9 protein-coding genes are annotated in these 13,100 nt (G+C 37.2%); 6 read left to right on the top strand and 3 right to left on the bottom strand.

The features are described from left to right. Window positions 1–1,281 (top strand): phosphatase PAP2 family protein, encoded by a 1,281-nt coding sequence (locus GFU89_RS07230; protein ID WP_318846499.1) that lies wholly within the window; start codon window positions 1–3, stop codon window positions 1,279–1,281. Between the two features lie 3 nt (window positions 1,282–1,284). After that, window positions 1,285–2,985 carry a bifunctional alpha/beta hydrolase/class I SAM-dependent methyltransferase gene (locus GFU89_RS07225; RefSeq protein ID WP_318846498.1) on the top strand — a complete coding sequence of 567 codons (1,701 nt, stop codon included), beginning with the start codon at window positions 1,285–1,287 and terminating at the stop codon, window positions 2,983–2,985. Between the two features lie 315 nt (window positions 2,986–3,300). On the opposite strand, the gene GFU89_RS07220 is transcribed toward GFU89_RS07225, so the two are convergent. Continuing rightward, window positions 3,301–3,870, bottom strand: a complete 570-nt coding sequence (locus GFU89_RS07220; protein ID WP_318846497.1) for a YceI family protein — start codon at window positions 3,868–3,870, stop codon at window positions 3,301–3,303. A 136-nt stretch (window positions 3,871–4,006) separates the two neighbouring features. Between GFU89_RS07220 and radA the strand changes: the two genes are divergently transcribed. Further along, window positions 4,007–5,356, top strand: a complete 1,350-nt coding sequence (gene radA, locus GFU89_RS07215) for a DNA repair protein RadA (protein ID WP_318846496.1) — start codon at window positions 4,007–4,009, stop codon at window positions 5,354–5,356. A 139-nt stretch (window positions 5,357–5,495) separates the two neighbouring features. Beyond that, complete coding sequence (locus tag GFU89_RS07210; RefSeq protein WP_318846495.1) at window positions 5,496–6,089, top strand: ACP phosphodiesterase; 594 nt, start codon at window positions 5,496–5,498, stop codon at window positions 6,087–6,089. Between the two features lie 6 nt (window positions 6,090–6,095). Here the strand turns inward: GFU89_RS07210 and GFU89_RS07205 are convergent, their stop codons facing one another. Beyond that, entirely contained in the window at window positions 6,096–6,611 is a 516-nt protein-coding gene (locus GFU89_RS07205; RefSeq protein ID WP_318846494.1) for a DUF6702 family protein, read from the bottom strand. Window positions 6,612–6,691: 80 nt separating this feature from the next. Continuing rightward, complete coding sequence (locus GFU89_RS07200; protein WP_318846493.1) at window positions 6,692–9,910, bottom strand: S8/S53 family peptidase; 3,219 nt, start codon at window positions 9,908–9,910, stop codon at window positions 6,692–6,694. A 151-nt stretch (window positions 9,911–10,061) separates the two neighbouring features. Here GFU89_RS07200 and GFU89_RS07195 point away from each other — a divergent pair, with 151 nt between their 5' ends. Next, complete coding sequence (locus GFU89_RS07195; protein WP_318846492.1) at window positions 10,062–10,640, top strand: HupE/UreJ family protein; 579 nt, start codon at window positions 10,062–10,064, stop codon at window positions 10,638–10,640. A gap of 67 nt (window positions 10,641–10,707) precedes the next feature. Further along, window positions 10,708–13,095, top strand: a complete 2,388-nt coding sequence (locus tag GFU89_RS07190; protein ID WP_318846491.1) for a M1 family metallopeptidase — start codon at window positions 10,708–10,710, stop codon at window positions 13,093–13,095. Window positions 13,096–13,100 lie beyond the last annotated feature (5 nt).

Genomic DNA, 13,100 nt, shown 5'->3' with positions numbered 1-13,100 from the left:
GTGCAACGGAAAGCATATGCCCTGATTCTTTGCGCCATTGTATTTATGATGGTATACAATTTTGCAGCATGGTATCTTTCAACATTAGATGAAATCCTGTCTTTTGTTTTTGGATTTGAAAAATATATTCCCTTCATTCCATGGAGCATTATTCCTTATATGACGAGCGGTATCTTTTTCTGCGCCGTGTTTTTCTTCTGTCAAAATAAAGAACAGCTTAAGATTTTAACACAGCGAGTACTTTTTGTAACCATTGCAGCAGGACTTTGCTTTCTATTATTTCCCTTAAAATTTTCATTGCCTAAACCTCAAGTCAGCAGTTCTTTACTGGGGTATTCTTTTCAATTCTTAAAAACATTTGATTCTCCTTTTAATCAGTCTCCTTCATTGCATATTGCTTATGCTTTTATTTTCTGGTCTGTTTTCAGGAATTTAAAAAGAGGAAGAACATTATTACTATGTTGGCTCATTTTGTTGGGAATTTCTACATTGACGACGTATCAGCATCATTGTATTGACATCCTCACCGGAAGCATTCTTGCACACTTTAGCTTTATTATCTTTCCTTATAGAAAAAATGATTTTCTGTACAGAAATTTTCAGGTAGCTAACATGTATTTTTTATTGGGATGGATCATCATTTTAACAGCACTACTAATGAATCAATTCTCTGGAAATATAGGATTGTTTTTATTGTGGCCGGGCACAATGACTATTCTGATTGGCTATCATTATCAGAAAAACAATATTTACTTTTTGAAAGATAAAGAAGGCAATATTCCATGGATTAAAAAAGCCTTTTACTCTCCCTATTTACTGCTATATCAGATATTCTGGAAGTTTTTCCGAAAAAATAAAATGCCTGTAGAAATCCTGCCGGATTTGTATATTTCATCAAGACCCGATCGGGAAACACTGAACAATTTCGGGATTACCCAAAAGACATTAGTCTATGATCTATCAGCCGAAATGGAAGAACTTTCTACCATAAAAGATACAGCAGTCTATCACTCTGTTCCATTTCTGGACATTGGAACACTTGATATAGACGAAACCCAAAAGCTAGTTACGGAAATCACAGAAAACTATGCACAACGTTCTCCGGATGGAAAGATTCTGATTCATTGCACCATGGGATTCACCAGAAGTTCAGTGATCGGAATTTTAGTAATGAAAAATATTTTATCTTTACCTTTAACAGAAGCAATAACCTTAATGAAAACCCATAATAAGCATGCAGTCATTCATACTTACCTGGAGGATTTTCTGAAAAAATTTTAACCTATGAACAGCGGACATTTTAAAAGTTTTGACCACAGTGAAATTTTTTATCGTGAGTGGAATTACCAGCCTCATCAGAAAAGCATCATCATGATTCACCGTGGACATGAGCATTCTGAAAGGCTGAATGATATTGCACAATCTCCTCAGTTTTCGAAGTACAGCATCTTTGCATTTGATCTTCGGGGACATGGCCATACAAAAACCCAAACCTCATCCGTGTTTATGGATTATGTAAGAGATCTTGATGCGTTTTCTAAATTTATCCATGCTCAATACAATGTAAAAATTTCAGATATTTTCGTTGTCGCCAACAGTATAGGCGGTGTTGTAGCATCTGCCTGGGCACATGATTTTGCACCTTCTATCGCTGGAATGGCACTTTTAGCTCCTGCTTTTAAAATCAATCTTATTGTTCCTCTGGCTAATGAAATGATTACTTTAGGAACGAAACTGAAGAAAGGTCTGATCATTAAAAGTTATGTAAAATCCAAAATGCTGACTCATGATCCTGAACAGCAAAAAGCATATGACACAGATCCACTGATCTCAAGATCTATTGATGCGGAACTTCTTATTGATCTTGCAAAAGCAGGAAAACGTCTGGTAGAAGATGCTGAAGCTGTAGATACTCCAACCTTAATTCTGGCTGCTGAAAAAGATCATGTGGTTTTCAATAAAGAACAGAAAATATTCCATGAAAAGCTGGATACAAATTTAAAACAATATGAAGTTCTTCCTGATTTTTTCCATGGTATTTTATTCGATACCGGAAAGGAAAAAGTATATGATAAAATTGTAGAGTTTGCTGAAAAATGTTTCAGCAGAAATGTAAAACAATCATCTCTTTCTCCTGATCAGTTTTCTGTGAAAGAATATAAAGACCTGCAAAATAATATCGGGAATAACCTGAATTTTAAAATGCAGAAATTATCTCTGGGAACAATCGGAAAAATAAGCAATGGGATGGCTATTGGTCTGAAATACGGCTTTGATTCCGGAGCTTCATTGGATTATGTGTATCAGAATCAACCGAAAGGAAAGTTTGGTTTAGGGAAAATGATGGATAAAAATTACCTCAACGCAATAGGCTGGAAAGGAATCCGTATCAGAAAACAGCATTTGCTCCAGCTTTTAGAACATAATATACAAGCTCTGAAACAACAGGGAAGAGCGATTAAAATACTGGATATTGCTGGCGGAACAGGAAATTATTTATTCGATATCAAAGAAAAGTATCCCGAGGCTGAAATTGTGATCAATGAATTTGTAAAATCCAATATTGAAATCGGGGAAAAGGTTATTAAGGAAAAGATGTATCAGAATATCCGTTTTACGAATTTTGACTGTTTTGATCCGCAGACCTACCAAAAACTAAATTTTGAACCTAATATAACCATTGTATCTGGAATTCTTGAGCTTTTCGGGGATAATGAAATGGCCAGTAAAGCCATTCAGGGAGTGAATTCTGTTTCAGAAAAGAATGCCCACATCGTTTATACCGGACAGCCATGGCATCCACAACTGAAAATGATTGCTTATGTTCTGAACAATCATCAGAATAAAGACTGGATTATGAGAAGACGCTCACAGAAAGAGCTGGACAGAATGATGGCTTTTAATACTATTCAGAAAGAAAATATGTTGATTGATGACTTTGGAATTTTCACAGTTTCTTCAGGAAAAGTGAATGTTTCAAACTAAACACCTAATCTCTCACGAATTTTAATCAGCTTTAAACTTTGATATTGATTATTTTCAACCACAAAAGTCACAAAAGACTTAAACACTTAAGTTTTTTACAACCAAGCTTTAGGAATAAGTACACTAAGTTTTGTGAAAATCTTTGATTTTCATCTTATGTGGACTTTTCTGCAGAATTATTTTAAACTTACATTGGAATAACGTGTTTTAAAATAAAAGCTTTTGTGACTTTTGTTGTTTTATAGAGTTTAAACAACTTTCATAAAAAAAAGGTTTTCCATTGAGTGGAAAACCTTTTTTTTATGTTTTAAAATATTACTGCTTAACCAATTCAAAATAAGCAGTTACCTCAACATCTTTCGCAATCCCTGCTCCTGTAGGATCATATTTGATTCCGTAGTCCAAACGGTTGACTGTAAACTTCGTCTGAATTCCCATCACTTCCTTTCCGTCTTTATTTTTCGTAATTCCACCAAATGTAACTGGAGCACTGATGTCTTTTTCCACTCCTTTCATTGTCAGTTTCCCTTTTACGATATAATTGTTGTTTTTATCTTTTGTAACGGAAGAACTTTTAAATTCGATAGTTGGATATTTGGCAACATCAAAAAATTCTTCGCTTATAAGATGTCTGTCTCTCATATCCACTCCGGTATTAATGCTGGAAACACTTACAGAAAAGTTTAAATCGGCATTATCCAGGTTAGCACCACTGCTAGCCATTCTACCGTCAAATTTATCGAACCTTCCCTGTACAAAGCTAATTCCCATATGCTTAATATTGAAGTTAACAGAAGAATGCATATGATCTACTCCCCAGGTACCTTGTGCAAATGCCACAACACTTAAAAGCGCAAATACGAAAGATAAAAATACTTTTTTCATTGTAATTATATTTTACATTACTATTTAATTGAACAAAGCTAAGATATGAAAGATATTTCTACCGTGGATGGATTAGTTTTTAATATTAAATCCATTTAGATTCTGAAAGAAAAATGCTTTTTTATAACTTCGCAGTATGGCAAAACTGAAAACAGCATATTTCTGTCAAAACTGCGGAACTCAATATCCACAATGGCTTGGACAATGTAAAAACTGTGGAGAATGGAACACTCTGGTGGAAGAAGTGGTTGAAAAACCGTCTCATAAAACTCCTCCTTTCTCGAAAACCAAACAAAATGTAATCAATATCGTTGAAGTGGTAACGAGCGAAGAGCCGAGAATAAAAACTCCTTCGGATGAATTGAACCGTGTTTTAGGAGGTGGAATTGTTTTAGGTTCCGTTACTTTGATTGGTGGTGAGCCGGGAATTGGAAAGTCTACCCTTCTGCTTCAGCTTGCTTTGAAAATGAAGAAAAAAATCTTCTATGTTTCGGGGGAAGAAAGTGCTTCTCAAATTAAAATGAGAGCAGACAGACTTACGGATATTCAAAATCCAAACTGCTTCCTTTTCACTGAAACATCATTGGAAAAAATCCTTCACGAGGCCAAAAAACTGGAGCCGGATTTCATGATCATTGATTCTATTCAGACTCTGCAGTCTCAATTGATAGAAAGTTCTCCGGGAACGGTTTCCCAAATCCGGGAATGTTCCAATGAGATCATCAAATATGCCAAAGAAAATAATACTCCGGTATTTCTTGTAGGACACATCACCAAAGATGGTCAGATTGCCGGACCAAAGGTGCTGGAGCACATGGTGGATGTTGTTTTGAACTTTGATGGAGACCGAAATCATCTTTTCAGATTGCTGAGAGCCAATAAAAACCGTTTTGGATCTACTTCCGAGATTGGGATTTATGAAATGGTTTCCCAAGGATTGAAAGAAATTAAAAATCCTTCTGAAATCCTGATTACCAAGAAATTCGAAGAACTTTCCGGGAATTCCGTTGCAGTAACCCTGGAAGGAAACCGACCTATGCTTCTGGAAATTCAGGCATTGGTAAGTACTGCCGTTTATGGTACACCTCAAAGAAGTTCTACCGGTTTTGATTCCAAAAGACTGAATATGCTTTTGGCCGTACTGGAAAAAAGAGCAGGCTTCCAATTGGGAGCTAAAGACGTTTTCCTGAATATTACCGGAGGGATAAAAACAGATGATCCGGCATTGGATCTGGCGGTGATAGCTTCTGTTCTTTCATCCAATGAAGATATTGCCATCTCGGAGCATTACTGTTTTGCCGGAGAAATCGGGTTAAGTGGTGAAATACGCCCTGTAGCACAGGTAGAACAAAGAATTACTGAAGCTGAAAAGCTGGGTTATGAAAAAATATTTGTCTCCAATCTTAATAAAATTCCGAAAAGAAAATTTGGGATAAAGATCGAGGAAGTGAGTAAGATTGAGGATTTCCATGAGAGGCTTTTTTAATGTAAATGGTCAATTTTGCTTCGCAAGTCAATCGTCAATTGGGACATAGATAAAAAATTCACGAGCGAAGCGGATTCACTATTCACTATTCACTATTCATCATTATCAAACATTCACTTTTAATTCATACCTTTAAGTTATGAATTATCTGGCTCATTCTTTTCTTTCTTTTACCGACGGGCAGATCGTGGGTCAATTTCTCGAAGATTTTATCCGCAACAGGGATCGTTTTTCTTTCCCGAAAAATATTCAGGACGGCATTACCCTGCACAGAGCTATTGATACGTATACAGATTCCCATCCCGCCATTCATGAAGCAAAAAAAGTATTTTCTCCTTTGGTAAGGCTGTATGCCGGAGCATTTGTAGATGTTTCTATGGATCACTTTGTGGCCAGGGATCTTTCCCTGCACTCTTTGGCGGAATGGAAAGCTCATTCTCTTAAGGTTTACAGCGTTTTGAATGCCAACGAACAATGGCTGCCAGAAAATTTCAAAAAAATGCTGGTCAAAATGGAACACGACGACTGGCTTTATAATTACCGTGAAGACTGGGGAATTAAATTCAGTATTCAGAATGTGCTCAATAAAGCGAAATACCTGGATAAAGATATTCCTGTTTTTGAAGCTTTTTTAAAGAATAAAGATCACCTTCAGCAATGTTATGATGATTTTTTTCCTGACCTTCTTGCCCATGCAAAAGGGATTAACACATTACTCGAACTGGAAAATTAATATATATTAGAACTGTTTATAGAGATATCGGTTAGGATAAGTAAGTTTTTCGCTGCTCCTTTGTCCGTTGACAATAATGTGGACAATATTAATCTGATCATCAAAAAGGTTATACAGAAAACTTACAGCAGTTTCCACTTTTTTAGGAGTGGCTATAGGTTCAGACTCCAGGAAAACGTTGACCGATTCGTGGTCTTCTTCATAGCCTATATAGTTTACTTTCAAAAATTTGCCGTCCGCTTTTAATTTGAAATATTCTGAACAGTATTTTTGCAGGGCATCATTCAATTTTGCTTTATATTTTTCATCATTAAAATGAAAAGATCCTCCATATTTTTTCCCTAATCCATTTTCCATATCGTCAAGGAAGAATCTTCCTGTCACTTCAAAGGTTCTGGATTTTGAATTATAATTCATTTCCACAGAGCCCACATGGTAAGGATGAAAAGCTTCATCGCTCACAAAACTCTGACATACCATGGTTACGAATAAAAAAAATCCAAAAAAAAGCTTACCCGACATGAATTCTATTTTTACAGCAAATATAAAAAAAGCAGCAGTTATAAAACTGCTGCTTCTGATTATAATTGATTGATGAAGATTTATTGTTTAATCACTTTCTTCGTGATTTTTGTACTATCTTCAAGTACAAGGGTAAACAGATAAGTTCCTCTTACCAATTCTGAAACATCAATTTTACTGGAATTGGCATTCACATTTACGGTTTTAATCAGTTTTCCTGACGCATCATAAATGGTTACTGCTGCTTTAGAATGTCTTCCTAGGACTACATTCACAAAATCTTTCGCAGGATTCGGAGTGATATTCACTCCTGAATTCATTTTAACATCCGCTGTTCCTAATGTAGTTCCTGTTTTCACAAAATATCCGCCAAAACCTGTTGTCTGGAAACTCGCTTCCCAGTATTGGTAGGTATCATTCCAGATAATATCAGCGATATCAGGGGTAATAACTGTAGCAGCTCCTCCAAAAGAAGCTACTGTACCTGTAGTACTTGTTCCTGTATATTTTTCAATAAGAAGATTCGCTTTATTAGCAACATCAGCAGGTGAAGTAGGAAGTTTGACACCATTGGTTAGATTATAAGCATCAAAATCACTCTGTTTAAAGTATAAAGTTACTTTCCCGGTTGCTGTGGCTGCATTCGTGTCCGGATTTATTTCATATCTTCTTGCAACATAGTTGGGCTGTGCATTATCTACCCATACCTTTGATGTTGTATTTCCTGTTACAGTACTCGCAGTTTCTTTTTCAACTCTTGAAATCAACTGGCAGGCATTGGTAAAATAGTTATATCCATTTGCTACTGTGCTTGCTTTCGTTTGATTGGATGTTGCAAGATTCTTCACTTCGGCAACATTTTCATAGACCACAGCTCTCATTTTAAGATCGAATGTTCTAGAAGTCCATGTTGTACCATCTGTAGACGTCTTGGATCTGTTGTTGACCACTGCATTCTCAGCTTTTACAGCAATTCTTCCTCCTAAACCATTGACCACAATATAAAATTCTTTTCCGGTTACCATCTGTACATTCAGATCGGAAAGACTCACGTAATTCCAGGTAAATCTCTGCATATTATTAAGCCATGAAGTAATGGTCTTAGTGGCTATAATATCTCCGGGATTTCCATTCGCATCCACTTTTCTGATTTGAATATCTACCGGAATATCTGAAGGAAGTGAAGTTCCTGTTAATAATGAGAATCCACCCAGCTTTCCTGTAAGGGTTGGTGTATATCTGACAGCAAGAGCTATATTATCAAAATAATAATTAGATTCTGTATTGGCAATGATATAAGGTTCATCATACCCTACCGTCTCAAAATTAGATTTTACGCATCCTAATTCATCGGTAACCGCCTTGTAAATATCCAGTTTACCATATCCCCATCTCATGTTGGGCACAGTTCCGGTTGCTCCATCCATTCTTGCATTAGAAGTAAGACGTGCTTTTACCTGAGCTGCAGTCAATGCCGGATTGGCCTGCAGTAATAACCCTACAGCTCCTGCTACACCCGGCGAAGACATACTTGTTCCCTGGTTTTTCACATAATAATTGGTTCCTGCAATAATATCTGTAGCACCTGGAGCAGAATCACCTGATCTGGATGAAATCACATTCTGCCCTGAACCTGCAATATCTGGTTTTTGAAAACCATCTGTTCTTGGTCCCTGTCCGCTGAATGAAGATATAGATTCCTGTGGAGTCAATGTAAAATAGCCGCTTGTTCCGCTATACCAACTTGCTCTTCCCATATAGGAAGCAACAGTAATCGCATTAGAAGCATTCCCCGGAGACCCTACAATATATTCATTATCACCATTTTGCAAGGTAGTCCCCACTCCCTGGCTATACAGCCAGCCGTGTGTGGTGATCTGCTGTGCTCCGTCATTGGTGATTTCTAATGTATAATTCCCCTGAACATTGGTAGTTCCCGAAGTTCTGGTTACAACTAATTGTACATATCTTTTGTTGTTGTCATTTCCCCAATAATTATACATCGTTGCTGTAAGGCCACCTCCCAATATAGTGTGAGCCGTAGTCGTACTTATATTCTGCGTATACTGCTGTCCATCAGGAGTAGTCAGTTTTGCTGTCACAGCAGTATTATCATTGGCATACATTATGAATGAAAATACTGAAGTAGCGGAGGTATTGCTTGCTACTGTAAAATTATATGTCTGTGCTGCACCAGCTGCAATATCCACTTTTCTGTGAAGGTTAGCTCCGTAATCATTTCCGGCAGAAATAACCACAACTCTACCCGGTCCTGACGCCGTAAAATTATTAACAGCCACTTCATGGCTGGATGTTCCGTCATGAGCCGTTCCCTGACCGCCAATACTCATATTGACAACGATAGGTTTATTAAGTGCTGTAGCTACATTTTTAAAATAGGTTAACGCATTAATCGTATTTGTTGTTGGAAAAGAACCATTTCCTCCTTTTACGAATACAATATCTGCATCGGATGAAAATCCTTTATGCCTTTTATCGGTAAAAGCTGCACCATTTCCGGCAGCTGTACCTGAAACGTGAGTTCCATGTCCGTTTGTATCATTTTCACGAACAAATCCTACGGGTGTACCATCCAATTCATCTTCAATCTGCGCTCTCGTATATTCTACACCTGTTGAAAATCCTGTAGGAGTAGTTTCTCCACCTTGTGCAGTTAAGGTCTGATCCCAGATAGAAACAATTCTGCTCTTTGTCTGGTCATTAGCTTTTCTGAAGTCCGGGTGTTTCCAGTCTATTCCACTGTCATAAATTCCTACCAAAACACCGGTACCGTTATAAGCCGTATTATTGAAAACTCCATCCTGCAAAAGACTTGCTCCGGACTGAGCTCTGCTCACATCATTATGAAGCTCATCAAATGCTGGTCCCATTACAGATGTTACATACGGAAGCTGCACAAGTCTTTCAATATCTTCAATGGTAACCAAAGCTGTGGAAAAAGCTGGCAGCTGACTCTGAATAATGAAGCCGTCTGCTTTCAGTTTTTCCGGTTCTTTGGTATAAATAATACATGAATACATTGTTTGTGCTCCCTTGGAAGTCACTACCAGATGCTGATCAAGTTTCATATCCGGGCGTTCCAATTCTTTCACTACTCTTCCGTTGGCTATACTTTCTTTATTTTTCAATAAAACATCAAATCGAGAGTCCAGTTTCTGTACCTGCCCGTAAAAAGCATAGGAATATAATCCTAAAAAGGCTGCTGTTGCATTTCTCAGAAGCTTCGCTCCTCCGTGTGAAATGTTTACTTTTGTAAAAAATAATTTTTTAATATCCATATTTCATTTTTAAGCAATACAATTATACAATATTTATTCAAAATATAAATAATACAAATAATTAACAAATAACAAGCGTAAAAATTAAATCAAATAATAAAATTAACAACATTTTAACAAAATATTTAAAATATAAAATTTTTCAACCAAAATGCAGGATTTTCTTTTTTATTTAAACCTTGGATGGGAACATATTATTTCTTTGGATGCTTTAGATCATCAGTTGTTTGTTCTGGCATTGATCGCTGTTTATTCTTACAGTGACTGGAAAAAAATTCTGATCCTTGTCACCGCGTTTACGATCGGGCATTCCATTACACTAGCTTTAAGTATTCTGGATGTCTTCAGAGTTTCGTCTGACTGGGTTGAATTTTTAATTCCCTTGACGATTGTACTGACATCATTGGATAATATCATCATGAAAAATCAGAAGCAGACCTTGATGCGGGCCAACTACTATCTTGCCCTGATCTTCGGTCTTGTACATGGAATGGGATTCGCCAATACTGCAAGAGTAATGATTGCAAAAAGTCAAAGTATTGCCTTACCTCTACTTGGATTCAATATTGGTTTGGAACTTGGACAAATTGTAATTGTTGCTGCGATTTTAATCATTCTATTTATTTCACTCAATCTTTTCAAAGTGAATAAAAAAGACTGGATACTCTTTGTTTCTTCTGGGGTATTTGCCCTATCCTTGAAAATGACTTTGGAAAGAATTCCTTTCTAAAAGTTAAATATTTTCATTATTTCAAGAGCTTATCACTATCTTTGATCATTAATAAATCATTTCGGTTATGAAACTAAAAGTTGTTATACTTTCACTTTCTGTATTTGCATATACAGGTTTCACCGCACAGAATATTCAGAATAACCCGGGCAGCAATCATGGCAACAAGTTTGAGCAGCTGGGAACTATTCTACCAACACCCAATATTTACAGAACGGCTTCAGGAGCTCCGGGACACGGATACTGGCAAAACAGAGCCGACTATAACATTACGGCGTATCTGGATGAGGATAAAAGAAATCTGAAAGGCTCGGAAACGGTGACTTACTACAACAATTCTCCTGATGATCTGGATTATATCTGGCTGCAGCTTGATGAAAATGAACATTCAAGCATCAGAAATGCCGGGTATGACGCTTCATCTGTTCTTCGCCCTTCAACGACTGATCAGCAGCTTAAGGCCACTGAGCTTCCTGTAAAAGATAATGGTTACGGTGTGAGTCTTGAGAAAGTAACAGATGCTTCAGGCAATACCTTAAAGTATACCGTCAACAAAACCATGATGCGTATAGATCTTCCTAAAGCATTGAAAAAGGGTGAAAAATTCGTTTTCAAAGTGGACTGGAACTATAATATCTCCAACAGAATGAAGATGGGAGGCCGTGGCGGTTATGAAAATTTCCCGGAAGACGGCAATGATCTCTATACTATGGCACAATGGTATCCAAGAATGTGCGTATACAGTGATTTCCAGGGATGGCAGAACCATCAGTTTACCGGAAGAGGTGAATTTGCTTTGGTTTTTGGAGACTTTAAAGTTTCAATGAACGTTCCTGCCGATCATATTGTAGGCGGAACCGGAGAGTGTAAAAACTATGATCAGGTGTTGACCTCTGACCAGTTATCAAGATACAAAAAAGCTGAAACCGCTGCTGAACCTATCGAAATTGTAACCTTGGATGAGGCTAAAAAAGCAGAGAAAAATCATTCAAAACAAAGAAAAACTTGGGTTTTTGAAGCGAAGGATGTTCGTGATTTTGCATGGACTTCTTCCCGCAAATTTGTCTGGGATGGAATGCGTGTAACGATTCCTGAAAACAATAATAAAGTAATGGCAATGAGTTTCTATCCAAAAGAATCTTATGGCCTTTACAGAAAGTTTTCCACAAAAGCGGTTGCCCATACCATTAAAACCTATTCAGAATTTACCATTCCTTATCCATATCCTGTAGCACAATCTGTAGAAGCTGCCAACGGAATGGAATATCCTATGATCTGTTTTAATTTCGGAAGAACTGAAAAAGACGGAACCTATTCTGAGGGAACTAAAAACGGAATGCTTGGAGTAATCATCCACGAAGTGGGGCACAATTTCTTCCCAATGATCATCAATTCTGATGAAAGACAATGGGCATGGATGGATGAAGGTTTGAATACATTTACAGAATATCTTACAGAAGAAAAATGGGATAATAAATTCCCTTCCAAAAGAGGACCAGCATGGACGATCGTAGATTATATGAAACTGCCGAAAGATCAGCTGGAACCTATCATGAGCAACTCTGAAAATATTGTTCAGTATGGTCCGAACGCGTATTCAAAACCTGCAACGGGATTGAATATTCTTCGTGAAACAATCATGGGAAGAGAACTTTTCGACAAAGCTTTTAAAACCTATGCTAAAAGATGGGCTTTCAAGCATCCTGAACCTGCAGATTTGTTCCGTACTATGGAAGATGCCAGCGGTGAAGACCTTGACTGGTTCTGGAGAGGCTGGTTCTACGGTACAGATCCTGTAGATATTGCGATTGATAAAGTAACGGTAGCCGTTCCAAACCTGGATACCGATCCTAAAGCTGCTGCTGAAGTGAAATATCAGGTTGAAAAACCTTTAGTAAACAGTTTTGAAGATCTTTCAAAAATCAGAAACAGAGAAGATAAGAATATTAAATTCTATGTAGAGACTGATAAAGCTGCTCAGGATTTCTATTATAAATATGACAGAGGTCAGGAAAAGGTGGATAATAACAAGGAATACACCATCAAAACAGAAGCTGGTCTTCCTTTAGATGCCAAGGATAAAGAGAAATTCAAAAATATTACAGGATATCAGATTGATTTTGTAAACAAAGGCGGATTAGTAATGCCGATCATCCTTGAATTCACATTTGAAGACGGATCAAAGTTGTATGATAAATCTGCAGCACAGATCTGGAGACTGAATGAGCAAAAGGTTTCCAAGACTTATTATTTTGAAAAGAAAGTAAAATCTATTCAGCTAGACCCAATGAGAGAAACTGCTGATATTGATACTACCAATAATATCTGGAGCAGTGCCGGATCAGGGACTGAAACTTCAAAATTCCAACTCTTTAAACAAAAACAGGAAGGAGGTTCTGTAAGAGGAGGCTCTACCGGAAAGGTGAATCCAATGCAGGCCGCAGGAAAGAGTTAAAAACC

The sequence above is a fragment of the Chryseobacterium sp. JV558 genome (genome assembly GCF_033712365.1).
GTDB lineage: Bacteria > Bacteroidota > Bacteroidia > Flavobacteriales > Weeksellaceae > Chryseobacterium.
Note: the sequence above shows the minus strand (reverse complement) of the source record. Positions and strands in the feature narration are given on the sequence as shown.